This window comes from Streptomyces sp. NRRL WC-3626 (assembly GCF_000718785.1).
Lineage (GTDB): Bacteria > Actinomycetota > Actinomycetes > Streptomycetales > Streptomycetaceae > Streptomyces > Streptomyces edwardsiae.
The window spans coordinates 36,909-61,710 of the sequence record NZ_JOCA01000009.1 but is presented as its reverse complement, the minus strand read 5'-3'; the positions used below and the strand labels follow the sequence as shown (position 1 = coordinate 61,710).

The window sequence follows — 24,802 nt, the reverse complement described above, 5'->3', positions numbered from 1 at the left end:
GAAGACGCGGGCCTGACGAATCAACAGCGAACTTCGAGGTGCCTACCTTGGCTTTCCAGATGCCGGACCGAGGCGGAGGCCCGACGGGGCCACGGATCAGAGTGGGCCGCCCGTCCCGGCGGGTCCGGACCCTGCTCATGACACTGGGCGTCCTGGCCGTCCTCGGCATGGTGTTCACCATGTTCGCGGGCTTCTGGACCGACTGGCTGTGGTACCGCTCGGTCGACTACTCGTCGGTGTTCACCACGACCCTGTCGACCAAGATCGGACTGTTCTTCGTCTTCGGTCTGCTGATGGCCCTCGCGGTCGGCTTCAACGTCTGGCTGGCCCACCGCATGCGGCCGCCGCTGAGCGCCATGTCGATGGAGCAGCAGAACCTCGACCGGTACCGGATGGGCATCGCCCCCTACAAGAAGTGGCTGCTGCTCGGCATCACCGCGCTGGTCGGCCTGATCGCCGGCGCCTCGGCGTCGAGCCAGTGGCGGACCTGGCTGATGTGGGTCAACGGCGTGCCGTTCGGCCAGAAGGACCCGCAGTTCAAGCTCGACGTCTCCTTCTACGCCTTCGACCTGCCCTGGTACCGGTTCCTGCTCGGCTTCGGCTTCGCCGCCACCATCCTGGCGCTGATCGCCGCCGCGCTCACCCACTACCTGTACGGCGGGCTGCGCATCACCAGCCCCGGCGCGCGTGCCACGGCCGCCGCCACCGGACACCTCTCGGTGCTCCTCGGCATCTTCGTCGCCCTGAAGGCGGTCGCCTACTGGCTCGACCGGTACGGACTGGCGGTGAAGTCCAGCGATTTCAAGGCCACCGACAGCTGGACGGGCCTGCGGTACGTCGACGCCAACGCCTATCTGCCGGCCAAGACGATCCTGTTCTGCATCGCCGTGATCTGCGCGCTGCTGTTCTTCGCCACCCTGTGGCGGCGCACCTGGCAGCTGCCCGTGATCGGCTTCGGTCTGATGGTGCTGTCGGCGATCCTCATCGGCGGCCTGTACCCGGCGATCGTGCAGAAGTTCCAGGTCCAGCCGAACGAGCAGGCCAAGGAAGCGCCGTACGTCGAGAAGAACCTCAAGGCCACGCGTGAGGCCTACGGCATCGACGACTCCCAGGTGACCGAGTACCCGGGCACCAGTCAGACCCAGGACAAGACGCGGCTGCGGGACGACGTCGATGACACGGCGAGCATCCGGATCATGGACCCGAACATCGTCTCGCCGACGTTCCAGCAGCTCCAGCAGATCAGGAACTACTACGCGTTCCCGACCAACCTGGACGTCGACCGCTACAACAAGGACGGCAAGGACCAGGACACCGTCATCGGTCTGCGCGAGCTGAACCTCAGCGGCATCCCGAAGCGGAACTGGATCAACGACCACTTCCGGTACACGCACGGATACGGGGTCGTCGCCGCCGAGGGCACCAGCGCCGACGCCGGCGGCCGTCCCGAGTTCACCGAGTCCGACCTGCCCTCCAAGGGCGACCTGGGGTCGTACGAGCAGCGCGTCTACTACGGCGAGCGCACGACGACGTACTCGATCGTCGGCGGTCCGCAGAAGGAGATCGACTACTCCGACGACAACGGCGAGAAGACGTACAGCTACAAGGGCGACAGCGGGGTCAACCTCGCCAACCCGGTCAACCGGGCCGCCTACGCGGTGGCGTTCAGCGAGCCGCAGATCCTCTACTCGGGTGCGATCGGCGAGGGTTCAAGGATCCTCTACAACCGCACGCCCAAGGAGCGCGTCGAGGCGATCGCCCCCTGGCTGACCATCGACGGCGACGCCTACCCGGCGGTCGTGGACGGCCGCATCCAGTGGATCGTCGACGCCTACACGACCACCAACGGCTATCCGTACGCGTCGCGGACGACCCTCGGTGACACCACGGCCGACTCGCTGACCGCCACCAACGACCAGCGCGCGGTGGTGGCCCAGCAGAACCAGGTCAACTACATCCGCAACTCGGTGAAGGCGACCGTCGACGCGTACAGCGGCGAGGTCAAGCTCTACCAGTGGGACACCCAGGACCCGGTCCTGAAGACCTGGATGAAGGCCTTCCCGGACACGGTGCAGCCGAAGACGGAGATCTCCGGCGATCTGATGGCCCATCTGCGGTATCCGCAGGACCTGTTCAAGGTGCAGCGCGAACTGCTGACCCGCTACCACGTGAAGGACGCCACCACGTTCCTCTCGGGCAGCGAGGTGTGGCAGGTGCCGGACGACCCGACCAACAAGACGGGCGACGCGGTTCCGCCGTACTACCTGAGCATGAAGATGCCCGACCAGTCGGAGCAGACCTTCTCGCTCACCACGACGTTCACACCGAACGGCCGTGACAACCTCAGTGCCTTCATGGCGGTGAACGCCGATCCGGGCACCGACGACTACGGCAAGATCAGAGTCCTGAAGCTGCCGACCAGCACCACGGCCGCCGGACCCAAACAGGTCCAGAGCCAGTTCAACTCCGAACAGAACATCGCCGAGTCCATCAGGCTGCTGAGAGGCGGTGACTCGGAGGTCGAGTACGGCAACCTGCTCGCCGTCCCGCTCGACGGGGGACTGCTCTATGTGGAGCCGGTCTATGTGCGCGGTGGCGGGCTGAAGTATCCGCTGCTGCGGAAGGTGCTGGTGACCTACGGGGGCCAGACGGCCTTCGAGGACACCCTCGACGAGGCCCTGAACAAGGTCTTCGCCGGTGAGGGCACGCCCACCGAGCCACCACCGGGCGAGGACGAGGGCGCCGGTGAGGACGAGGGCACGACACCACCGCCGGCGTCCGACAACCCGACGGTCCAGGAGGCGCTGAACGACGCCCAGAAGGCCTTCGACGCCGGCCAGGAAGCCCTGAAGAAGAACGACTGGGAGGCCTACGGCAAGGCACAGAAGGACCTGGAGGACGCGCTGCGCAAGGCCGAGGCGGCCCAGTCGTCCGAAGGGGGTGGCGGAGCCGGGGGCGGGGAGAGCGAGCCCAGTCCCGACGCGAGCCCGAGCAGTTAGCGACCGGCCTGGTCAAACGCCCCTCCCGCGCCGTGCTACGGTTGCAACACAACGGCGCGGGGTGGAGCAGCTCGGTAGCTCGCTGGGCTCATAACCCAGAGGTCGCAGGTTCAAATCCTGTCCCCGCTACTCACGTCACCGACAGGTGACACCAAAGGCCCGGATTCCTCAAGGAATCCGGGCCTTTGTGATGGGCGAACGCATGTACCTGGCCTGGCTACGGCCGTGCCGCCGACGGGAGTTGGCAGATCTGTGTTTGACTTGTCTCTCTGTGGGCATGTCGACAAAACGCTGTAGTGACCTCACTGACTGCGGTATACCAGGTGTACCCAGGTTGCAGGTGGTGCGACGATGGATGGTATGGGGGACAAGGCAACTCTGTTCGAGACAGGGCGTTTTGTGAAGTCCTCCGTTCAGGAGGAACCCCGCGACGCGGGGGAGGCCGCCGACGAGGCGGCGGAGGAGCTGCGCCGGCGGCTCGCCGCCGAGACCGGCGACGTGGAAGCGATGAGTGTCCTCGGCGCCATGCTGCTGCGCCGGGGTGATCTCGACGGAGCCGAACCCCATCTGCGCGCCGCCACCGCCGCGGGCGACCGCGCCGCCGCCAACAACCTGGGCGTCCTGCTGCACCAGCGGGGCTACGCCGACGAGGCCGCAGGCTGGTGGCGCATCGCCGCCGTCGCCGGCTCCACCGCGGCCGCCCACGCGCTGGGCCGCCACCACCGGGAGCGAGGGGACGAACCGGCCGCCGAGTACTGGCTGCGCCAGTCCGCCGAGCAGGGCCACACCCTGGGCGCGTACGCCCTCGCCGACCTGCTGGAACACCGCGGGGACACGGCGGGGGCCGAGCGCTGGATGCGGGCCGCCGCCGAACGGGGGCACCGGGAAGGGGCGTACCGGCTGGCCCGCGCGCTGGAGGGCAGGGCCGCCGTACCGGAGAGCGACGACGGTACGGCGCTGGTCGGGGAGGCCGAGCAGTGGTACCGGCAGGCCGCCGCGCGCGGACACCGCCGGGCCGCGCTGCACCTCGGGACGATCCTGGAGAGACGCGGCGACCTCAAGGAGGCCGGCCGCTGGTATCTGACCTCCGCCAAGGACGGCGAGGCCCGTGCCGCCTGTGCCCTCGGCTTCCTGCTGCGCGACGCCGGGGACAGCGAGAGCGCCGCAGTGTGGTGGCTGCGGGCCGCCCAGGACGGTGACGGCAACGCGGCCAACGCGCTGGGCGCGCTGCACGCCGAGCGCGGCGAGACCCAGACCGCCGAGCGCTGGTACCGGGCCGCGATGGACGCCGGTGACATCAACGGCGCGTACAACCTCGGGCTGCTCTGCGCCGACCAGGGCCGGACCGGCCAGGCCGAGCAGTGGTACCGCCGGGCCGCGTACGCCGGCCACCGCGAGGCGGCGAACGCGCTGGCGATCCTGCTGCTGCGGGCCGGTGACGAGACCGGCGCGGAGCCGTGGTTCTCCAAGGCGGCGGAGACCGGCAGCGTGGACGCCGCCTTCAACCTCGGCATCCTGCACGCGGGCCGGGGCGAGGAGCGGTCCGCGCTGCGCTGGTACGAGCGGGCGGCGGCCGCCGGGCACATGGAGGCGGCGCTGCAGGTCGGCATGGCGCGGCTGCGGGAGGGCGAGGAGAACGAGGCGGAGCGGTTCCTGCGGTGCGCGGCGGGAGGCGGCAGCGCGGAGGCCGCCTACCGGCTGGCGACGTTGCTGGACGCGCGTCGGCCGCCGGAGCCCGAGCATGAGCTGGGGGAGCCGGTGAACCGGCGCAGCGAATGCGAGGAGTGGTACGAGCGAGCCGCCTCGCAGGGGCATCGACGGGCGCAGGTGCGGGTCGGGATGCTCGCGGCGGCGCGGGGGGACGTGGTCGAGGCGGCGCGGTGGTACCGGGAAGCGGCGGAGGCGGGGTCGCGGAACGGCGCGTTCAATCTGGGGCTGCTGTTGGCCCGGGAGGGGAGTGAGCCGGAGGCGGCGGTGTGGTGGACGCGGGCGGCCGATGCGGGGCATGGGCGGGCGGCGCTGCGGCTTGCGCTGGTGTATGCGCGGCGGGGGGAGCTGGCGGAGGGGCAGCGGTGGGCCGAGCGGGCGGTGGGGCTGGGGCCGGTCGCCGTGGCGGAGCGGGCGACGCGGTTGCGGGACGCGCTGCGGGAGGAACTGTCGGCGTGAGGCTGCGCCGGCTGGGCGGGGGGTGTTGCGCAGCCCGGCGTTGCGGGGTGCCGCTGCGCCCACCCGTGCCGCCCCGGCGGCACGACTGCCCGCAGCTGTGCGAGGGAACGGATTTGCTTCTGTTGGATGGGTTGACGTAGTGTTTCATTCATCGACGCGGGGTGGAGCAGCTCGGTAGCTCGCTGGGCTCATAACCCAGAGGTCGCAGGTTCAAATCCTGTCCCCGCTACTGAAGGCCGAGGGCCGGAATCCGAATGGATTCCGGCCCTCGGTCGTATGTGCGGCCCCGGGCACTCAGAGGTGCCGGGGCTTTCGGCTACGCGGACGCGCAGTTCGGGCAGACCCCGCGGTACGTCACCTCGACGTCGGAGACCGTGAAACCGAAACGCTCCGTGTCGGGCAGGTCCGCCAGCGGATTGCCGGTCGGGTGGACGTCGCGTATCGCGCCGCAGCGCGCACACACCAGGTGGTGGTGCGGACGGTGGGCGTTCGGGTCGTACCGCTTGGCCCGCTTGTCCGTGGCGACCTCGAGCACCTCACCCAGCGAGACCAGCTCGCCCAGGGTGTTGTAGACGGTCGCCCGGGAGATCTCCGGCAGCTTGACGACGGCCCTGGCGTGCACCTCGTCGGCCGTCAGGTGGACATGTTCGCCGTCGAGGACCTCGGCCACGACACGGCGCTGCGCGGTCATCCGCCATCCACGTCCACGGAGCCGTTCCAGAAGGTCACTCATAGGCACCAGCCTAACAGCAGGGGGATCGGAGTCCCGAACGGGTGTGACTTTGGAGCTTAACTTGACTTAGACATTGTCCATTGTAGGATCGAGATCGGCTTTGGCCAAGGAACAGGGTTGGTCGGAAATGACGCAGGAGGCGTACGTGACGCAGGGACCGCTTACGACGGAGGCCGGGGCTCCGGTTGCCGACAACCAGAACAGCGAGACCGCGGGCGTCGGTGGCCCGGTCCTCGTCCAGGACCAGCTCCTCCTGGAGAAGCTGGCCCACTTCAACCGTGAGCGCATCCCGGAGCGCGTGGTGCACGCCCGCGGCGCCGGCGCGTACGGCACCTTCACGGTGACCGCCGATGTCACGAAGTACACGCGCGCCAAGTTCCTCTCCGAGGTCGGCAAGCAGACGGAGACCTTCCTGCGCTTCTCGACGGTGGCCGGCAACCTGGGCGCCCCGGACGCCGTGCGCGACCCGCGCGGTTTCGCGCTGAAGTTCTACACCGAGGAGGGCAACTACGACCTCGTCGGCAACAACACCCCGGTGTTCTTCATCCGGGACGCCATCAAGTTCCCCGACTTCATCCACACCCAGAAGCGCGACCCGTACACCGGCTCGCAGGAGGCGGACAACGTCTTCGACTTCTGGGGTCTGTCGCCCGAGTCCACGCACCAGGTGACCTGGCTGTTCGGAGACCGCGGCATTCCGGCGTCGTACCGCCACATGGACGGCTTCGGCTCGCACACCTACCAGTGGAACAACGAGGCGGGCGAGGCCTTCTGGGTCAAGTACCACTTCAAGACGGACCAGGGCATCAAGACCCTGACCGCCGAGGAGGCCGAGGTCCTCGCGGGCAAGGACCCCGACTCCCACCAGCGGGACCTGCGCGAGGCCATCGAGCGCGGCGACTTCCCGTCCTGGACCGTCTCCGTCCAGGTGATGCCGGCGTCCGAGGCGGCGACGTACCGGTTCAACCCGTTCGACCTGACCAAGGTCTGGCCGCACGCGGACTACCCGCTGATCGAGTTCGGCAAGCTGGAGCTCAACCGCAACCCGGAGAACATCTTCGCCGAGGTCGAGCAGTCCATCTTCAGCCCCGCCCACTTCGTGCCGGGCATCGGTCCCTCCCCGGACAAGATGCTCCAGGGCCGCCTCTTCGCCTACGGCGACGCCCACCGCTACCGCGTCGGCATCAACGCCGATCACCTGCCGGTGAACCGCCCGCACGCCACCGAGGCGCGCACCCACTCCCGTGACGGCTACCTGTACGACGGCCGCCACAAGGGCGCGAAGAACTACGAACCGAACAGCTTCGGCGGCCCGTTCCAGACGGACCGTTCGCCGTGGCAGCCCGTCGCGGTCACCGGGGTCACCGGCGAGACGGTCACGCCCGTGCACGCCGAGGACAACGACTTCGTGCAGGCCGGCAACCTCTACCGGCTGATGACGGAGGAGGAGAAGGAGCGCCTGGTGAACAACCTGGCGGGCGCCATCTCCGGGGTCACGCGTGACGAGATCGCCGACCGCGCGATCAACAACTTCCGCCAGGCGGACGAGGACTTCGGCAAGCGGCTGGAGGCCGCCGTCCAGGCGCTGCGCGGCTGACGCCGGCGCTGGACCGCCGGCCGGCGGACGGGCCGGACTCCCTCGGGGGTCCGGCCCGTTTCGCGTTACGCCGGTACCTGCTGGGCCCGCTGCCGCCGAGGCGCCCAGCAGCGGATGATGTCGCGGACCGAGACGATGCCCGCGGGCTCGCCCCGTTCCAGGACGATCAGATGGCGGAAACCGCCGTGGGTCATGGCCGCGGCGGCCTCCTCCAGGGTCCAGGACGGGGCGGCGAACACGACGTCGGTGGTGGTGTGGGCGTGGGCGCGCTCGGCGTCGGGGTCCTGGCCGAGCCCCAGGGAGTTGAGGACGTCCCGTTCGGTGAGGATGCCGATGCCGGTCCCGTCGGGATCGAGGACCACGGCCGCGCCCACCCGGCGGGTGGACATGAGGGCGGCGGCCTGGCGGAGGGTGTGGGCGGGGCCGATGGTGAGGACCACGGTGCTCATGGCGTCACGGACGAGCATGGATGGAGCCACCTCCTACCGGAAACCGCGTGGTCACGGGCGCGGAAGCCCGCTCGTTCACGGTTTCACAAGTTCACAAGTGGGGGGACTCTCAGAGTGGCAGGCAAAGCGGGGGTCAACAAGGGGGCGCGTGCGGCCGATCGGGGGCGCGCACGCTCGCCCCGTGCCGCTCAGTAACGCTGGTTCAGATACCCCAGCAGCTCGTCGTGCAGCAGCCCGTTCGACGCGGCCGCGTTGCCGCTGTGCGGTCCGGGACGGCCGTCGAGCCCGGTGAAGGCGCCCCCGGCCTCCGTGACGACGATCGCGGTGGCCGCCATGTCCCACAGCGACAGCTCGGGCTCGGCGCACATGTCGACCGACCCCTCGGCGACCATCATGTACGGCCAGAAGTCGCCGTACGCGCGGGTGCGCCACACCTCGCGCGTGAGGTCGAGGAAGCCGTCGAGACGCCCCTGCTCCTCCCAGCCGCTGAGCGAGGAGTACGCGAGGGAGGCGTCGGACAGCTTCGAGACGCGCGAGACGTGCAGCCGGGAGGCCGAGGACAGACTGCGGCCGGCGAAGGCGCCGTGTCCCCGCGCGGCCCACCAGCGGCGGCTGAGGGCGGGCGCCGAGACCACCCCGACGACCGGCTGGAAGCCCCCCTCACCGGCCTCCATGAGGGAGATCAGCGTCGCCCACACGGGGACGCCGCGCACGTAGTTCTTGGTGCCGTCGATCGGGTCGATCACCCAGCGCCGCGGCCCCGTGCCCTCGACGCCGTACTCCTCGCCCAGGACCGCGTCCCTCGGGCGGGCGCGCTTGAGGTGATTGCGGATCAGCTCCTCGGCGGCCTTGTCCGCCTCACTCACCGGCGTCATGTCCGGTTTGGTCTCCACCTTGAGGTCGAGAGCCTTGAACCGTTCCATCGTCGCGGCGTCGGCGGCGTCCGCGAGGACATGGGCGAGACGCAGGTCGTCGAGGTAGTCGGGCATGTGACGAACGGTATCTGCCGAGGTCGGTGCGGGGCCAGCGGGGGGCGGGGCCCGAGAACCCTTGACAGTGCCCGACGGCGCGTCAAATCTAACCGCAGGGTCGGCCGCTCGCCCCGAGGGAGGCGAAGATGCCTGCAGCGCGGGAATCTCTGCTGGACGCCGCCGGCACGGCACTGGCACGCCGCCCGTGGTCCGCGGTGCGGATGGTGGACGTGGCCGCCGCGGCCGGTGTCTCCCGCCAGACGCTGTACAACGAGTTCGGCAGCAAGGACGGCCTCGCCCGGGCCCTCGTACGCCGGGAGGCCGACGGCTATCTCGCGGGCGTCGACCGCGCCCTCACGGGTCACTCCGACCCGCGCGAGCGGCTGACCGCGACCGCCGAGTGGATCACCGCGAGCGCCCGCGGCAACGCCCTGGTGCGCGCCCTGCTCACCGGTTTCTGGAGCGAGCGCCTGCCCACCCCCGGTCTCGCGGCCGTGGCGTCCGGCTCCGCCGTGCCGGCACAGCGCCGCGCCGACGGCCCGCTGCCCTCACCCGCCGACTTCGTCGCCCTCGTCCGGGACCGCGCCGTCGCCGTCCTGGCCGGCACCGGCATCCCCGGGCAGGCGCCCGCCGAACTGGCCCGGTCCTGTGAACTCGTGGTCCGCCTCGCCCTGTCCTGCGTCGCCGCGCCGCCGCCCGGCGACGGCGTCACCGACCTGGTGCGCGGCGCCCTGCACCGGCACACCGCCGTTCCGTAGCACTCCCTCAGTGCGCGGACCCCGACAGCTGCAGTCCGATCACGCCGACGATCACGAACGTGATCGACACGATCTTCAGCGTCGACACCAGGTCCCCGAGGAACACCATCCCGTAGATCGCCGTCCCCGCCGCGCCGATACCGGTCCACACCGCGTACGCGGGCCCCACGTCGAGCTTCTTCAGCGCCATGGTCAGCAGCCCGAAGCTGCCCAGCGCGAACGCGCAGAACGCGACGGTCGGCCACAGCCGGGTGAAGCCGTGCGACAGCTTCAGACACACGGCGAAACCGGTCTCGAGAACCCCGGCCACCACGACCAGCAGCCACGCCATGTGTCGTCCTCCCGCATCGCCCAGTTCGGTGACCGCTTCGCCACGTTCGGGTCCGGCTCGGTGCGATTATGCACTTACCGTCCGCGGGCCACGACAAACAACCCGGAGGTCAGTCGCCCTCCGTGCGCTCCCGCGTCGCCAGCAGCCGCCGCAGCGAGTACAGCCGCGCCTGGTCCGCGTGGCCTTCGGCCACCCAGGCGTCCAGCGCGCAGTCCGGCTCGTCGTGACTGCACGCGCGCGGACAGCCCTCCGTGCCCGGCTCCAGATCGGGGAAGGCGTGGATCACCCGGGACGGGTCGACATGGGCGAGCCCGAACGACCGCACCCCCGGGGTGTCGATCACCCAGCCCTCCGCCCCCGCGAGGGGCAGCGCCAGCGCGGACGTCGTGGTGTGCCGCCCCCGGCCCGTCACCGCGTTGACATGGCCGGTCGTACGGCGTCGTTCCTCCGGCACCAGCGCGTTGACCAGCGTCGTCTTGCCGACCCCGGAGTGCCCCACGAACGCCGTGATCCGGCCGTCCAGCTGCTCCCGCACCCGGTCCGCCGCCTCGCCGCTCTCCAGCTCGGCACGGCTGGTCACGACGTACGGGATGTCGAGGTCGCCGTACAGCTCCAGCATCTTGTCCGGCGGCGCGAGGTCCGACTTGGTCAGCACCAGCAGCGGTTCGAGGCCGCCGTCGTACGCCGCGACCAGACAGCGGTCGATCAGCCGCGGACGGGGTTCGGGATCGGCGAGGGCGGTGACGACGGCGAGCTGGTCGGCGTTGGCGACGACGACCCGCTCGTAGGGGTCGTCGTCGTCCGCGGTACGGCGCAGTACCGACGCGCGCTCCCCGATCCGCACGATCCGCGCGAGGGTGTCCTTCTTCCCGGACAGGTCGCCCACGATCGCCACCCGGTCGCCGACCACCGCCGCTTTGCGGCCCAGCTCACGGGCCTTCATGGCCATCACGGTCCGGTCGTCGACGAGGCAGGTCAGCCGGCCCCGGTCGACGGTGAGGACCAGGCCCTCGGCGGCGTCCTCGTGCTTGGGCCGGATGTGGGTGCGCGGCCGGTTGCCCTTGCGGTTGGGGCGGGAGCGGATGTCGTCCTCGTCGGTGTGCTTGCCGTAGCGGCGCATGGTGAACCCCTACGCCCCGAGCATCCCGGTCCACAGGTCGGGGAAGTCCGGCAGGGTCTTCGCCGTCGTCGCCACGTTCTCGATCTGCACGCCCTCGACCGCGAGGCCGAGGATCGCGCCCGCGGTGGCCATCCGGTGGTCCTCGTAGGTGTGGAAGACCCCGCCGTGCAGCCGGCGCGGGCGGATGTGCAGACCGTCGGCGGTCTCGGTGACGTCGCCGCCGAGCTCGTTGATCTCCTTGGTCAGCGCGGCGAGCCGGTCCGTCTCGTGCAGCCGCAGATGGGCCACGCCGCGCAGGGTGGACGGGGAGTCCGCGAGCGCCGCCACGGCCGCGATGCCGGGCGTCAGCTCGCCGACCTCGCCGAGGTCCACGTCGACGCCGTGGACCGATCCGGAACCGGTGAAGACCAGACCGAACTCGGTCAGCTCACAGGAACCGCCCATCTCGGTGAAGATCTCCCGCAACCGGTCACCGGGCTGGGTCGTACGGGCCGGCCAGTCCGGGATCACGACCTTGCCGCCGGTCACCAGCGCCGCCGCCAGGAACGGCTGGGCGTTGGACAGATCCGGCTCGATGGTCAGGTCCCGGCCCAGCAGGGCGCCGGGCGTGACCCGCCAGACGTTGGGCTCGCCGCCCGACTCGGGGGTGTCCACCTGGGCGCCCACCGCGCGGAGCATGTCGACGGTCATCCGGATGTGCGGCAGCGACGGCAGCGTCGTGCCCGTGTGCCGTACCTCGACGCCCTGGTTGAAGCGCGGCGCGGACAGCAGCAGGGCGCTGACGAACTGGGAGGACGACGACGCGTCGACCTCCACCGTGCCGCCGTCCAGGGCGCCGCCGCCGTGCACCGTCATCGGCAGCGCGCCGCGGTCCTCGTCGTCGATCCGCGCACCGAGGTCCCGCAGCGCGTCGATGACGCCGTTCAGGGGACGCTCGTACGACCGCGGATCGCCGTCGAAGCGGACGGGGCCGTCGGCCAGCGTGGCGACCGGGGGCAGGAACCGCATCACCGTGCCGGCGTTGCCGACGTCGACGGTGGCCTGGCCGCGCAGGCCCGTGGGGAGCACCCGCCAGGCCTCGCCGGTGCCGTCGGGGCCCACGCCCTCCTCGATCTCCACACCCATCGCACGCAGCGCGCCCGCCATCAGCAGCGTGTCGCGCGAGCGCAGCGGGCGGCGCAGCCAGCCCGGCTCGGAGGCGAGCGCGGCGAGGACGAGGGCACGGTTGGTGACGGACTTCGACCCGGGCACGTGGACCGTCGCGTCGACGGCTCCGCTCGCGTGCGGGGCGGGCCAGAGGGCGGTGTCTGCGGGGTTTCGGGCCATGGGGCCCACTCTATAAGGAGGGGGGTGTGCGGGCCCCGCTTGTCGGCTGCGCGTTCGTTGTGGCTGGTCGCGCGCCGTGTACCCCTGCGGTCCATGAGCCCAGCACAGGGTGTCGTGGACCGCTACAGGCCCAGGAGCCACCTGCCGCCACCCAGCAGTGAGCACAGCGACACCGCGTGGAACAGGAACAGCCACAGGCCCGGTGGGACGTGGGTCAGGCGGGAGAGCTGGTCCGCGTCCGAGTCGCCGGCGCCGCCGCGGGAGCGTTTGGCCTGGAGTTCGAAGGCCGGGCGTACGCCGCCGAGCAGCAGGAACCACACCACGGCGTACGCGAACGCCGCCTGCACCTGGGGGCCGGTCAGCCAGGACACCAGGACGAACGTGGCGCCCGTGACCAGCACCGACATCGCCCCGTACGCGTTGCGGATCATCACCAGCATCGCCACCAGCAGCCCCGTCGCCAGCCACAGCAGCAGCGTGATGCGCCCGGCGCCGAGCAGCGCGGCGCCGCCCAGGCCCAGCAGCGGGGGAGCGGTGTAGCCGGAGGCGGCCGTGAGGATCATGCCGATGCCGTCCGGTTTGCCGCGGCTGACGGTCAGGCCGCTGGTGTCCGAATGCAGGCGTATCCCCGTCAGCGTGCGCCCGGTGAGCAGCGCCACCAGTCCGTGCCCGCCCTCGTGCGCGATCGTGATCGCGTTCCGGGACAGCCGCCAGGGCCCCTGCGGTACGACGACGGCGGCCGCGGCGACCAGGGTGGCGACGACCACCCAGATGTCCGGGTCGGGCTGGGTGCCGGAGACCTCGTCCCAGAGGGAGGCGAGTGAGGCGGACGCGGTACTGACCATGCTTTCCATCTGTGTGCGGGTGCTCCCTCTGCGCGTACGGAGTCTGGCAGTGTTGCACGTATGTGCGGACGGTATGCAGCGAGTCGAAGGCCCGAGGATCTCGCGGGAATCTTTGAAATCGAGAAGTGGGAGCCGGAGGAGACCCTGGAGCCCGACTACAACGTGGCGCCGACCAAGGAGGTCTTCGCCGTTCTCGACCGTGCCCTCAAAGACGTGACGGAACCGCGTCCGGTTCGGCAGCTGCGGAAGCTGAAGTGGGGCCTGGTCCCCTCCTGGTCCAAGACCCCCGAGGGCGCCGCCCGGATGATCAACGCCCGCGCGGAGACCGTCCACGAGAAGCCGTCGTACCGCCGTGCCTTCTCCTCCCGGCGCTGCATCCTGCCCGCCGACGGCTACTACGAGTGGGTCACCGGGCAGCAGGAGCGGGACCTGGAGGTCGAAGGGAAGAAGAAGCGGCCCCGCAAGCAGCCCTACTTCGTCACGCCCGCCGACGGCTCGGTGTTCGCGATGGCGGGACTGTACGAGTTCTGGCGGGACAAGACGCTGCCGGACGACCACCCCCGCGCCTGGTGGGTGACCTGCTCCGTCATCACCACCGAGGCCGAGACCGGCCCCCTCGCCGTGTCCCCGGCGGACGGCCCGCACGCCCTCGCCGAGATCCACCCGCGGATGCCGCTGATGCTCACCCCGGACCGCTGGGACGCCTGGCTGGACCCCGCCCGCACCGACGTCGACGAGCTGCGCGAACTGCTCGCCCCGCCGCCCACCGGTCTGATGCGCGCCTTCCCGGTCGCCACGGCCGTCAGCAACGTCCGCAACAACGGACCGGAGCTGCTGAAGGAGCTGGACGGGCCCGAAGAGGGCACACTCTTCTGACGTGACCCCCGACACCCCGGCCGCGACGGCCGCCACCGAGACCGTCGAGACGGACGCGGGCCCCGCCCGCGTCACCTGGCACCGCGCACCCGGCCGGGCCCGGCTCGTCCTCGCGGTGAGCCACGGCGCGGGCGGCGGCATCGACGCCCGGGACCTGCGGGCGCTCGCCGCCGCGCTGCCCGCCCACGGAGTCACCGTCGCGCTGGTCGAACAGCCCTGGCGGGTGGCCGGCAAGAAGGTGGCCCCCGCGCCCAGGACCCTCGACGTCGGCTGGCGGGGCGTGTGGCCCGCGCTGGCGAAGCCGGGCCTGCCGGTGATCTCGGCAGGGCGCAGCGCCGGTGCCCGCGTCGCCTGCCGCACCGCCACGGAACTCGGCGCCCGTGCCGTCCTCGCCCTGAGCTTCCCCCTGCACCCGCCGGGCAGGCCGGAGAAGTCCCGCGCGGGCGAACTGCTCGGCGCCGGCGTGCCCACGCTCGTCGTCCAGGGCGGCAACGACCCGTTCGGCAGGCCGCGGGAATTCCCCGAGGGGCCCTACGAACTGGTCGAGGTGCCCCACGCGGACCACGGCCTCGCCGTCCCCAAACGGGCCGGCCTCACCCAGGACGAGGCCGTGGCGCTGGTCACGGACGCGGTCGTGCGGTGGGCCGGCCCACTCGGCTGAGCCGCCGGGAATGCCGGACCGGCTCCCGCTGTTGTGGCGGACGTATGTGCCGGTCAACGGCATCACCGTCGTAGGAGAGGAAGTCCGCCCCATGGGTTCGACCTTCTGCCCACCCGCCACCCGTCACCACCCCGTGGACGGGCTGCGCCCGGCAGAGTCTGATTCGAGCCGCAGTGCCCGCGTCGCCCTGGACTGGACGGTGCTGCACGCGGCCAGGACCGTCCCCGTTCGGGCGGCGGGCGGACCGGATCGTCGTCTATCCTCCGATTCGGGTGAGACCGGTCCCGGTCTCATCAAAACTCTGGAGGAGGTGGGTCAGGTTCCCGGTACCGACGCAGGGACCGAACACGGCCAGGCGGAGCAGCCCGAGGGCCAGGGCAGCACGAGCGCGGAGTCGACCACGGAGCGCAGCGCGCGCTTCGAGCGGGACGCGCTCGAGTTCCTCGACCAGATGTACTCGGCCGCCCTGCGCATGACGCGCAACCCGGCCGACGCGGAGGACCTGGTCCAGGAGACGTACGCCAAGGCGTACGCGTCCTTCCACCAGTTCCGTGAGGGCACCAACCTCAAGGCGTGGCTGTACCGGATCCTCACCAACACCTTCATCAACTCGTACCGCAAGAAGCAGCGCGAACCCCAGCGCAGCGCGGCCGAGGAGATCGAGGACTGGCAGCTCGCGCGCGCCGAGTCGCACATGTCCACGGGTCTGCGCTCCGCGGAGTCGCAGGCGCTGGACCACCTGCCCGACTCGGACGTCAAGGAAGCGCTGCAGGCGATTCCCGAGGAGTTCCGCATCGCGGTGTATCTCGCCGACGTAGAGGGCTTTGCCTACAAGGAGATCGCGGACATCATGGGGACACCCATCGGTACGGTGATGTCCCGGCTGCACCGCGGTCGCCGTCAGCTGCGCGGCATGCTGGAGGACTACGCGCGTGAGCGCGGACTGGTCCCGGCCGGCGCCGGAGAGTCGAACGAAGCGAAAGGCTCGGGGTCATGAGCTGCGGAGAGCCGCACGAGACGGATTGCAGCGAAATCCTCGATCATCTCTACGAGTTCCTCGACCGTGAGATGCCGGATTCCGACTGTGTGAAGTTCGAGCACCACTTCGAGGAATGCTCGCCCTGCCTGGAGAAGTACGGGCTCGAGCAGGCCGTGAAGAAGCTCGTCAAGCGCTGCTGCGGGCAGGACGACGTGCCGGGCGACCTGCGCTCCAAGGTGATGGGGCGGATCGATCTGATCCGCTCCGGCCAGACCGTCCCCGACCAGGACGTCGCCGCCTCCCCGGCGACCCCCCAGGAGTCCTGACACCGGGCCGCCCCCCGGCCCTCATGTCACTCGAACGTGCTAATCCGCGGGTTATCGGCCCGTGGAGGCACCCCTAGCCGTCCTAGGCTCCGGAGCCAGGCATGGTGGCGGGGTCGAGTGCCGGCGGGCACGGTCGGGGGAGGGGGCTCCATGGAGGCGTTACCGGCACGGGCCCGCGCGTACGTCGTCTGCGTCACCGTGGCGGCCCTGCTCTGTCTGCTGCCCCTGATCCCCGGCGCGCCCGTGTCCCAGCCGGGCGGTGACCACATCTCCTGGTGGGCGGCCGCCCTGCTCGCCGCCCTGTACGCCGGCTGCGAGCGCCTCGCCCGGTCACGTACGGTCGCCGCCCCGCACCCGGGCGGCATCTTCCACCCCGTCCTGCTCGCCGCGGCGTTCCTGCTGCCACCGTCCGCCGCGGCGCTGGTCGCGCTCCCCGGCGCGCTGCTGCTTCCCGTGGAGCAGCGGCCGTATCTGGCGCGCAGACTCTGGCGGGCCGGACGGCTGGTGCTCGCCGTATGGGCCGCGAGCCGCGTCCATCTGGCCGTCGGCGGCCGGGACGCGGTGGCGGACTGCGCCGTGCCGGGAGCCCTCGGCACGGCCGGGGCGGCGGTGCTGGTCTTCTGCCTGGTGCTCACCCTGCTCGAGGGAGGCATCCTGGCGCTCACCTCCGGCGCGCTCCCGCGCGGGAGGCGCACTTCGGCGCCGGCCGCCTGGTGGCGGCTGTTCCTCGGCTCGCTGGCACCCCTCACCGTGCACGGCCTCGCCGGGCTCATGATGGCGCTGCTGTGGCGCAGCACCTACGGCCCCGTCGCCGCGCTGCTCGTGCTGCTGCCGATGGGCGTCTCATGGTGGGCGTTCGCCCAGTACCACCGGGAGCGGGCCGCCCACCAGGCCACGATCCGTGCCCTCGTCCAGGCCGTCGACATCAAGGACGGCTACACGCGCGGTCACAGCGAACGCGTCGGACGGGCGTCCATGATGATCGCGCGCGAGCTCGGCATGGACGACGAACGCGTCGAGCTGCTCCGCTTCGCGGGCATCCTGCACGACGTCGGCAAGCTCGGCGTGCCCACCCGGCTGCTCACCAAGAACGGCCCGCTGACCCCCGAGGAGCGCCGGGTGATCGAACTGCACCCCGAGTACGGGCACGAGATGGTGCGGGGCATCTCCTTCCTCGGCGAGGCCCGCGCGGCGGTGCTCCACCACCACGAACGGCTGGACGGCAGCGGCTACCCCTACGGGCTGGCGGGCGGTCAGATCCCGGAGTCCGCGCGCGTGGTCGCCGTCGCCGACGCCTTCGACGCGATGACCTCCAACCGCTCGTACAGCAGGGCCCGGCCCGTGCAGGCGGCACTCGACGAACTGCGCCGTTGCGCGGGCGCCCACTTCGACCCCCGGATGGTGGCCGCACTGGTCCGGGCGATCACCCACTCCGGCTGGCACCCGGCGGTGACCGCCGACGACCCCCGGTCCGCCACGGGCGGCACCCGACGCGCCGACGGTGACATGCGGCCGGCCGACGGCGGTACGCCCTCCGTGCCCGGGCCCGCCGCACCCGGGGCCCGGCGATGAGGCCGCGGCTCCATACCGTCGTGCACGTGTGCGCCGCCGTCCTCGCCGTCGGCTCCCTCGGCGCGACCCTCTACGACGGAGTCGAGGGGCGTGGTGCCGCGCTCGCCTTCGGGGTGCTCATCGCCGTCGGCGAGCTCAGCCGGCGCACCGGGACCGGCATCCGGGAGGCCGCGCCGCTCGCCGCCGCCGGCTCACTGTCGTACGCGCTGCTCGGCGAGATCGCGGGGCGGCCCACCCAGCACGGCGCGGCCCAGGTCGTCACCGTGGTGCTCGCGGCCTCCCTGCTCGGCAGCGTGCCGTACGTCGGTCGCGGGGACGGTCCCGCCCTCGACCCGTCGGCGCGCAGGGTGCTGACCGTCGGTTTCGTCGCCCTGTGCTTCCAGCCGCTGTACAACCGGGGCACCATCGACGGCTGGGGCGGCCCCGCCCACGCGGTACTGCTGCTCGCCCTGCTGTCCCTCACCGCCCTGTGCGACGCCGTCCTCGCCGCCGCGCTCGCCCACTCCCGCACCGGATGGCCCTTCCTGCCGACCCTGCGCGACGAACTGCGGGCCCTGCCCGGCATCGGGGCCGCCGTCATCGCCACGGGCGCGGTGATGGCGCTCGGCGTCGCGGTCGTAGGGCTGTGGGCACTGCCCGTCTTCTCCGTACCGCTGCTGCTCGCCCAGCTGTCCTACCGGCGGTACGCCGCCGTGCGCGCCACCTACCGGCAGACCATCACCTCCCTCGCGCGAGCCACCGAGATCGCGGGCTGCACCCCGGCCGGACACGCCCGCCGGGTCGCCGCACTCGGCCAGGCGGTGGGCCGGGATCTCGGACTGAGCGAACCCGAGCTGACCGTGCTGGAGTACGCCGCCCTGATGCACGACATCGGCCAGCTCAGCCTCGTCGACCCGGTCCCCGCGGGCGCCACCGCCGAACTGCCCGTCGAGGAGCAGCGGCGGATCGCCCTCCTCGGCGGCGCCGTCGTACGCCAGACCGGCGTGGACCCGCGCGTGGCCGCGATCGTCGAACGCCAGGCCGACCCGCACCGGGAGCAGCCGCTCGCCGCGCGGATCGTCCGGGTGGTCAACGCGTACGAGGAGAAGTCGCGGGAAGGAGGGCCCGGCGGGCCGCTCACCGCGCTGGAGGAACTGCGCCTGGGCACCTCCGGCGCGTACGCGCCGGAGGTGGTGGAGGCACTGGCCCGGGTGCTGTCACGGAACACGGAGGGGACGCGTGAACACCAGGGCCGACCGTGGCGAGGACCACGTACGGGACTGTCTGACCCCGGCCGGGGCTGGGTAACCCATGGGTAATGAGCGCCCTTGTGGCCGTACGTGGTTGGATGCGAAGGAGAGGGAGTCCGGGGGCGCGGACAGGTACAGCCAGCCCACCGACGGAACTGGCAGGCGGGAATCGTGAGGATCTTCGGCAAGGGACGGCACCGGCCCTCCGCCTCCTGGCGGCAGGCCACGGACCGCGCGTTCACGCTCATCGGCGACGGCCGGTACGAGGACGCGGGCGCGCTCCTGACACGTGCCGCCGATCTGGAACCCTGGCTGTCGGAGTCCTGGTTCAACCTGGCGCTGCTGCACAAGTTCCGGCACGACTGGGAGCAGGCGCGCGCGGCCGGACTGCGCGCCGTCGCCCTGCTCGACCGCGACACCGGGGCTCCCGACTGGTGGAACGTCGGCATCTCCGCCACCGCCCTCCAGGACTGGCCGCTGGCCCGGCGGGCCTGGCAGGCTTACGGACTCAAGGTGCCCGGCCCGCCCACCGACTCCGGCGAGCCCCTCGGCATGGACCTGGGCAGCGCGGCCGTACGGCTCTCCCCGGAGGGGGAGGCCGAGGTGGTGTGGGGGCGGCGGCTCGACCCCGCCCGGATCGAGGTGCTGTCCATTCCGCTGCCGTCGTCCGGGCGCCGCTGGGGCGAGGTCGTCCTGCACGACGGTGTGCCGCACGGCGAGCGGAGCACCGCCGCCGGTCACACGTACCCGGTGTTCGACGAGATCGAGTTGTGGGCGCCCTCGCCGGTGCCGACCTGGGTGGTGCTGCTGGAGGCCGCGACCGAGGCCGACCGGGACGCGCTGGAGCAGCTGGCCTCCGACGCCGGTTTCGCGGCCGAGGACTGGTCGTCGTCCGTGCGGCTGCTGTGCCGGATGTGCTCGGAGTCCCGGATGCCGTCGGACGAGGGGGAGGGCGAGCATCTGGATCCGCACGATCACAGTGAGCCCGGGCATCCGGGGCCGCTGGGGCACCGTACGGACGGGCAGCTGTGGGTACCGGAACGCGAATGCGGCGTCGCCGCGCCCGCTTCCCTCGTCCGGGGGCTGCTGGACGGGTGGGTAGCGGACAGCCCGGAGTCCCGCGACTGGCGGGACCTCGAAGAGGTGTGCTGAGACCGTGGAGTCCCGCGCCCCTGCCGGGGCACGGTTCCCCGTACCCTTGTCAGATCACAACCCCGGTCTTACTCAGGAAGGCGTACGTCGGTCATGGCTCAGCAGGACACCGATCAGCAGCACGCGGGGGTGCTCCCCGTCGACGGCGAGGGGTATGTCATCGACACGGAGGACTGCGAGGAGCGCGAGGCTGCGTGGCGGGAGCGCGGCACCTCGCGCCCGATCACCGTGGTCGGCAACCCCGTGCTGCACCAGGAGTGCGCGGACGTCACCGACTTCGGCGACGAGTTCCAGCAGCTGGTGGCCGACATGTTCACGAGCCAGCGCACCGCCGAGGGCGTGGGCCTGGCCGCCAACCAGATCGGTGTGGGCAAGAAGGTCTTCGTCTACGACTGCCCCGACGACGACGGCGTCCGGCACGTCGGTGTGATCTGCAACCCCAAGCTGGTCGAACTGCCCGCCGAGCAGCGCCGGCTGGACGACAGCAACGAGGGCTGCCTGTCCGTGCCCACCGCCTACATGCCGCTGGCCCGCCCCGACTACGCCGAAGTGACCGGGCAGGACGAGCGGGGCAACCCCGTCCGGGTACGCGGCACGGGCTATTTCGCACGGTGTTTGCAGCACGAGACCGACCACCTGTACGGCTACCTCTACATCGACCGGCTGTCCAAGCGTGAACGCAAGGACGCGCTGCGGCAGATGGCCGAGAACGAGCCGCGCTACCCCGTGGTCGCCAACGGCTGACGGGCTCCCCCGGAGTCCCGCGTCTCCTCAACGAACGGCGTTCGATCGAGCACTTCTTCGATCGGACGCCGTTCGTCTGTGGGCCCCAATGGTAGTGAAAGAAGCAAATCCGTTCCCATAGCGGTCAGTTGTGGTGCTGAATGGAGGTGTGGGATACGCACGGCGTGCGCCCGGCACGGGGGTGGGAGCACGCCGACTGGCGGCGAGAGGGGATTGTTCGTGCATGCTTTGTCACACGGCACCACATCGACACCGACCACCATCGCAGTTCCACCGGCGCTGTCTCTTCCGGTGATCGAGACGGCGTTTCCCCGGCAACTCCACCCGTTTTGGCCGAAGCTCCAGGAGAGGACCAGGGCGTGGCTGCTCGAAATGCGGCTGATGCCGCCGGACAAGGTGGAGGAATATGCCGACGGCCTGTGCTACACCGACCTTATGGCGGGGTACTACATAGGCGCCCCCGAGGACGTCCTGCAGGCGATCGCGGACTACAGCGCCTGGTTCTTCGTCTGGGACGACCGGCACGACCGCGACATCGTGCACGACCGGCCCGCCGCCTGGTCACGGCTCAGGAAGCGGCTGCACAGGGCCCTCGACAGCCCCGGTGACCACAGAGGGCACGAGGATCCGGTGGTGGCGGGCCTCGCGGACAGCGTGCAGCGGCTCTACGCCTTCCTGCCGGGCGGCTGGAACGCCCGGTTCGCCCGGCACTTCCACGAGGTGATCGAGGCGTACGACCGGGAATTCCACAACCGTACGGAGGGGATCGTCCCCACCGTCGAGGAATATCTGGAACTGCGCCGGCTCACCTTCGCGCACTGGATCTGGACCGATCTCCTGGAGCCGAGCGCGGGAAGTGAACTCCCGGACGCGGTTCGGCACAACCACGCCTATCGGAAGGCGGCACTGTTCAGTCAGGAATTCGCCGCCTGGTACAACGACCTGTGTTCACTGCCGAAAGAATTAGCGGGCAGTGAGGTGCACAATCTCGGCATCAGTCTCATCACCCACGAGAAACTGACCCTCGAAGAGGCGATCGCCGAAGTGAGGCGTCGCGTCGAGGAATGCATCAGCGAATTCCTGGACGCCGAACAGGATGCGCTGCGTCTCGCCGACACCCTCGACGACGGCACGGTGGGAGGAAAGGAGACGAGTGCCGCCGTACGCGCCTGCGTCGGCAATATGCGGAACTGGTTCAGCTCCGTCTACTGGTTCCACCACGAGTCCGGCCGGTACCGGGTGGACAGCTGGGACGACCGGTCCACGCCCCCGTACGTCAACAACGAAGCGGCAGGTGAGTCATGACCGTCGAGTCGGTGAGGCCCGGCACGTCCGAGACCCCACTGCGCGAGCCGCCGGTGGCCGGCGGCGGGGTCCCCCTCCTCGGCCACGGCTGGAAACTGGTCCGCGACCCGCTGGCCTTCCTGGGCCAACTGCGCGACCACGGCGACGTCGTGCGCCTGAAACTCGGACCCAAGACGGTGTACGCCGTCACCACCCCCGCCCTCACCGGGACGGTGGCGCTCAGCCCCGACTACATCATCGCCGGGCCGCTGTGGGAGTCCCTGGAGAGCCTCCTCGGAAAGGAGGGCGTGGCCACCGCGAACGGCCCGCTGCACCGGCGTCAGCGGCGCACCATCCAGCCCGCCTTCAAGCTCGACGCGATCCCCGCGTACGGGCCGATCATGGCGGAGGAGTCGTACGCGGTGGTGGAGCGCTGGCGCTCGGGGGAGGTCCTGGACGTGACGGCGGAGTCCTTCCGTGTGGCCGTCCGGATCGCCGCCCGCTGTCTGATGCGCGGCGGCTACATGGACGCCCGCGCGGACCGCATCTGCACCGACCTCGCCACGCTGTTCAGCGGCATGTACCAGCGCATGGTGGTGCCCCTCGGCCCCCTTTATAAGGTGCCGCTCCCGGCCAACCGGGAATTCAACCGGGCGCTGGCCGATTTGCACGTCCTGGTCGACGAGATCGTCGCCGACCGACGCGCGAGCGGTCAAAAACCGGACGATTTGCTGACGGCTTTGCTGGAGGCGAAGGACGAGAATGGCGACCCCATCGGGGAACAGGAGATCCACGACCAGGTCATCGCCATACTCACCCCCGGCAGCGAAACCGTCGGGGCCACGGTCATGTCGCTCCTCCTGGTTCTCACCGAGCACCCGGAACTCGGCGACAAGATCCGCGAGGAGGTGAAAACCGTCGTGGGTGACCGCCCGGTCGCATTCGAGGACGTGCGCAAGCTGACGTACACCGCGAATGTCGTCACGGAGACCCTGCGGCTGTATCCGGCCGTATGGATATTGACGCGCCGTGCGGTGACGGACACGGAACTCGGCGGATACCGTATTCCCGAGGGGGCCGACCTCATCTACAGTCCGTACGCGGTCCAGCGCGACGGCCGGTCGTACGAGCGGCACGAGGAGTTCGACCCCGACCGCTGGCTCCCGGAGCGCTCGGGGGACGTGCCCAAGTACGCGATGAGCCCGTTCAGCGTGGGCAACCGGAAGTGTCCCAGCGACCACTTCTCGATGGCCGAACTCACGCTCCTCACCGCGGTGATCGCCTCCGCCCACCGCTTCGAGCACGCGGGCGGCTCCGACCCCCGGCCCCGGATCGGCATCACGCTCCGGCCGCGCCGGCTGATGCTGCGGGCACTGCCCCGCTGACCGGGCGCGCGGCACACGTTCAGGCGGCCTCCGGGCCCCTGAACGTGCGCCGGTAGACCTGCGGAGTCGTACCGACGGCCCGTACGAAGTGGTGGCGCAGCGCCGCCGCGTTGCCGAAGCCGGTACGGCCCGCGATCGCGTCCACCGTCTCGTCCGTGGCCTCCAGCAGCCGCTGTGCCAGCAGCACCCGCTGGCGCAGGATCCAGCGGTAGGGCGTGGTGCCGGTCTCCTGCTGGAAGCGCCGGGCGAAGGTACGCGGCGACATATGGGCGCGGGCGGCGAGCTGTTCGACGGTGGTCTCCTCGTCGAGGTGCCGCTCCATCCACACCAGCACCTCGGAGACGGTGTCACCGCCGGGCTCCGGCAGCGGGCGCTCGATGTACTGGGCTTGCCCGCCGTCGCGGTGCGGGGGCACCACCATGCGCCGGGCGATCCTGTTGGCGACGTCCGGGCCCTGCTCCTTGCGCACCAGATGCAGACAGGCGTCGATGCCGGCGGCGGTCCCCGCGGAGGTGATCACCGGGTCCTCGTCGACGTAGAGCACGTCCGGTTCGACCGTCAGATGGGGGTACCGCCTGGTCAGCTCCTCCGCGTGCTTCCAGTGGACGGCGGCGCGGCGGCCCTCGAGCAGTCCGGCGGCGGCGAGCACGAACACCCCGGAGCAGACGCTGAGCACCCGGGCACCCCGGTCCACCGCCCGCCGCAGGGCGTCCAGCAGCTCGGGCGGGAACTCCCGGGAGACGTAGGAGGAACCGGCGGGTACGGCGATGAGGTCCGCCGTCTCCAGCCGCCGCAGGCCGTGCTCGACCTGGAGGGAGAATCCGGTGTTGGCGCGCACGGTGGGACCGTCGGCCGAGGCGACGGCGAAGTCGTACACGGGCAGCCCGTCGTCACTGCGGTCGACGCCGAACACCTCGCAGACGACGCCGAGTTCGAAGGGGTTCACACCGTCGAGGAGGACGGCGGCCACGTTCTGGAGCATGACCCCAGTGTGCCTCGTTGTTGGCAGTAAATCGAGGGTGTACGGCAGTCCTGCCACTGCCGGTAAGGAGTATCCGGCGCGACAGTGGTGTCATGGAAACGACGCAGATACACGCACTGACCGCGCTGGTGGCCGTTCTCGGCCTGTTCGTCTTCATGACCTGGCCCGCCCTGCTCGGCATCGCACGGGAGCGGCGCATCGACCGGCAGATCGAACGGGCCGAGGCAGCCCGGGCCGCGGCCGCAGGCCACGACACGCCGGCGGCCCCGCGCCCGGCGAAGAACGCCGCCCCGCGCCGCACCGCACACGCGGCGTGA

General features: G+C 71.0%; 23 protein-coding genes and 2 tRNA genes. 17 read left to right on the top strand and 8 right to left on the bottom strand.

Features of this window, described 5'->3' with window-relative positions; genetic code table 11:
- Window positions 1-59: 59 nt before the first annotated feature.
- The 4 genes from IF28_RS0116055 to IF28_RS0116040 all read left to right on the top strand — a co-directional run bounded on the left by IF28_RS0116055 (window position 60) and on the right by IF28_RS0116040 (window position 5,394).
- The gene (locus IF28_RS0116055; protein WP_234325221.1) at window positions 60-2,999 is read left to right on the top strand and encodes a UPF0182 family protein; all 2,940 of its coding nucleotides are present in this window, start codon (window positions 60-62) and stop codon (window positions 2,997-2,999) included.
- 55 nt (window positions 3,000-3,054) lie between these two features.
- Window positions 3,055-3,128 (top strand) — tRNA-Met (locus IF28_RS0116050).
- A 222-nt stretch (window positions 3,129-3,350) separates the two neighbouring features.
- The gene (locus tag IF28_RS0116045) at window positions 3,351-5,165 is read left to right on the top strand and encodes a tetratricopeptide repeat protein (RefSeq protein ID WP_199808998.1); all 1,815 of its coding nucleotides are present in this window, start codon (window positions 3,351-3,353) and stop codon (window positions 5,163-5,165) included.
- Between the two features lie 155 nt (window positions 5,166-5,320).
- Window positions 5,321-5,394 (top strand) — tRNA-Met (locus tag IF28_RS0116040).
- Window positions 5,395-5,481: 87 nt separating this feature from the next.
- Here IF28_RS0116040 and IF28_RS0116035 read toward each other — a convergent pair.
- Entirely contained in the window at window positions 5,482-5,898 is a 417-nt protein-coding gene (locus tag IF28_RS0116035) for a Fur family transcriptional regulator (RefSeq protein ID WP_030219971.1), read from the bottom strand.
- Between the two features lie 145 nt (window positions 5,899-6,043).
- Between IF28_RS0116035 and IF28_RS0116030 the strand changes: the two genes are divergently transcribed.
- Window positions 6,044-7,495: a catalase gene (locus tag IF28_RS0116030; protein ID WP_030219967.1), complete on the top strand. Its 1,452-nt coding sequence runs from the start codon at window positions 6,044-6,046 to the stop codon at window positions 7,493-7,495.
- Between the two features lie 65 nt (window positions 7,496-7,560).
- On the opposite strand, the gene IF28_RS0116025 is transcribed toward IF28_RS0116030, so the two are convergent.
- Together IF28_RS0116025 and hisN are read right to left on the bottom strand one after the other, a co-directional pair.
- Complete coding sequence (locus IF28_RS0116025; RefSeq protein ID WP_030219966.1) at window positions 7,561-7,962, bottom strand: cyclic nucleotide-binding/CBS domain-containing protein; 402 nt, start codon at window positions 7,960-7,962, stop codon at window positions 7,561-7,563.
- Between the two features lie 170 nt (window positions 7,963-8,132).
- Entirely contained in the window at window positions 8,133-8,933 is an 801-nt protein-coding gene (gene hisN, locus IF28_RS0116020; RefSeq protein WP_030219964.1) for a histidinol-phosphatase, read from the bottom strand.
- A 128-nt stretch (window positions 8,934-9,061) separates the two neighbouring features.
- Here hisN and IF28_RS0116015 point away from each other — a divergent pair, with 128 nt between their 5' ends.
- Window positions 9,062-9,673 (top strand): TetR/AcrR family transcriptional regulator, encoded by a 612-nt coding sequence (locus IF28_RS0116015; RefSeq protein WP_030219962.1) that lies wholly within the window; start codon window positions 9,062-9,064, stop codon window positions 9,671-9,673.
- Window positions 9,674-9,680: 7 nt separating this feature from the next.
- On the opposite strand, the gene IF28_RS0116010 is transcribed toward IF28_RS0116015, so the two are convergent.
- The 4 genes from IF28_RS0116010 to IF28_RS0115995 all read right to left on the bottom strand — a co-directional run bounded on the left by IF28_RS0116010 (window position 9,681) and on the right by IF28_RS0115995 (window position 13,295).
- Window positions 9,681-10,004 (bottom strand): DMT family transporter, encoded by a 324-nt coding sequence (locus IF28_RS0116010; RefSeq protein ID WP_030219960.1) that lies wholly within the window; start codon window positions 10,002-10,004, stop codon window positions 9,681-9,683.
- A 109-nt stretch (window positions 10,005-10,113) separates the two neighbouring features.
- Window positions 10,114-11,124, bottom strand: a complete 1,011-nt coding sequence (gene rsgA / locus IF28_RS0116005; RefSeq protein WP_030219957.1) for a ribosome small subunit-dependent GTPase A — start codon at window positions 11,122-11,124, stop codon at window positions 10,114-10,116.
- 9 nt (window positions 11,125-11,133) lie between these two features.
- The gene (gene aroA / locus IF28_RS0116000; RefSeq protein ID WP_030219954.1) at window positions 11,134-12,450 is read right to left on the bottom strand and encodes a 3-phosphoshikimate 1-carboxyvinyltransferase; all 1,317 of its coding nucleotides are present in this window, start codon (window positions 12,448-12,450) and stop codon (window positions 11,134-11,136) included.
- A 122-nt stretch (window positions 12,451-12,572) separates the two neighbouring features.
- The gene (locus IF28_RS0115995) at window positions 12,573-13,295 is read right to left on the bottom strand and encodes a M50 family metallopeptidase (RefSeq protein WP_030219952.1); all 723 of its coding nucleotides are present in this window, start codon (window positions 13,293-13,295) and stop codon (window positions 12,573-12,575) included.
- Between the two features lie 60 nt (window positions 13,296-13,355).
- On the opposite strand from IF28_RS0115995, the gene IF28_RS0115990 reads away from it, so the two are divergent.
- The 10 genes from IF28_RS0115990 (at window position 13,356) to IF28_RS0115945 (ending at window position 23,503) form a co-directional block, all read left to right on the top strand.
- The gene (locus tag IF28_RS0115990) at window positions 13,356-14,171 is read left to right on the top strand and encodes an SOS response-associated peptidase (RefSeq protein WP_078621203.1); all 816 of its coding nucleotides are present in this window, start codon (window positions 13,356-13,358) and stop codon (window positions 14,169-14,171) included.
- A gap of 1 nt (window position 14,172) precedes the next feature.
- Window positions 14,173-14,832 (top strand): alpha/beta family hydrolase, encoded by a 660-nt coding sequence (locus IF28_RS0115985; protein WP_030219947.1) that lies wholly within the window; start codon window positions 14,173-14,175, stop codon window positions 14,830-14,832.
- Window positions 14,833-15,142: 310 nt separating this feature from the next.
- Window positions 15,143-15,829: an RNA polymerase sigma factor SigR gene (gene sigR / locus IF28_RS0115980; RefSeq protein WP_030219944.1), complete on the top strand. Its 687-nt coding sequence runs from the start codon at window positions 15,143-15,145 to the stop codon at window positions 15,827-15,829.
- Entirely contained in the window at window positions 15,826-16,137 is a 312-nt protein-coding gene (gene rsrA, locus IF28_RS0115975) for a mycothiol system anti-sigma-R factor (protein ID WP_030219942.1), read from the top strand. The genes sigR and rsrA overlap by 4 nt, the downstream gene beginning before the upstream one ends.
- 150 nt (window positions 16,138-16,287) lie before the next feature.
- A complete protein-coding gene (locus tag IF28_RS0115970; protein WP_078621201.1) occupies window positions 16,288-17,709 on the top strand; it encodes an HD-GYP domain-containing protein in 1,422 nt (473 codons plus the stop codon).
- Window positions 17,706-19,007, top strand: coding sequence for an HD-GYP domain-containing protein (locus IF28_RS0115965; RefSeq protein ID WP_078621199.1), 1,302 nt, complete (start codon window positions 17,706-17,708; stop codon window positions 19,005-19,007). The genes IF28_RS0115970 and IF28_RS0115965 overlap by 4 nt, the downstream gene beginning before the upstream one ends.
- A gap of 102 nt (window positions 19,008-19,109) precedes the next feature.
- The gene (locus tag IF28_RS0115960; RefSeq protein WP_030219930.1) at window positions 19,110-20,090 is read left to right on the top strand and encodes a tetratricopeptide repeat protein; all 981 of its coding nucleotides are present in this window, start codon (window positions 19,110-19,112) and stop codon (window positions 20,088-20,090) included.
- Window positions 20,091-20,183: 93 nt separating this feature from the next.
- On the top strand, window positions 20,184-20,834 hold the full coding sequence (def, locus tag IF28_RS0115955; RefSeq protein WP_030219928.1) for a peptide deformylase: 651 nt from the start codon (window positions 20,184-20,186) through the stop codon (window positions 20,832-20,834).
- 219 nt (window positions 20,835-21,053) lie between these two features.
- Complete coding sequence (gene cyc1, locus IF28_RS0115950) at window positions 21,054-22,139, top strand: epi-isozizaene synthase (RefSeq protein WP_030219919.1); 1,086 nt, start codon at window positions 21,054-21,056, stop codon at window positions 22,137-22,139.
- Entirely contained in the window at window positions 22,136-23,503 is a 1,368-nt protein-coding gene (locus IF28_RS0115945; protein ID WP_030219917.1) for a cytochrome P450, read from the top strand. The genes cyc1 and IF28_RS0115945 overlap by 4 nt, the downstream gene beginning before the upstream one ends.
- Before the next feature lie 19 nt (window positions 23,504-23,522).
- Here the strand turns inward: IF28_RS0115945 and IF28_RS0115940 are convergent, their stop codons facing one another.
- Entirely contained in the window at window positions 23,523-24,485 is a 963-nt protein-coding gene (locus IF28_RS0115940) for a GlxA family transcriptional regulator (RefSeq protein WP_030219915.1), read from the bottom strand.
- Between the two features lie 92 nt (window positions 24,486-24,577).
- On the opposite strand from IF28_RS0115940, the gene IF28_RS0115935 reads away from it, so the two are divergent.
- Entirely contained in the window at window positions 24,578-24,802 is a 225-nt protein-coding gene (locus tag IF28_RS0115935) for a hypothetical protein (protein ID WP_030219912.1), read from the top strand.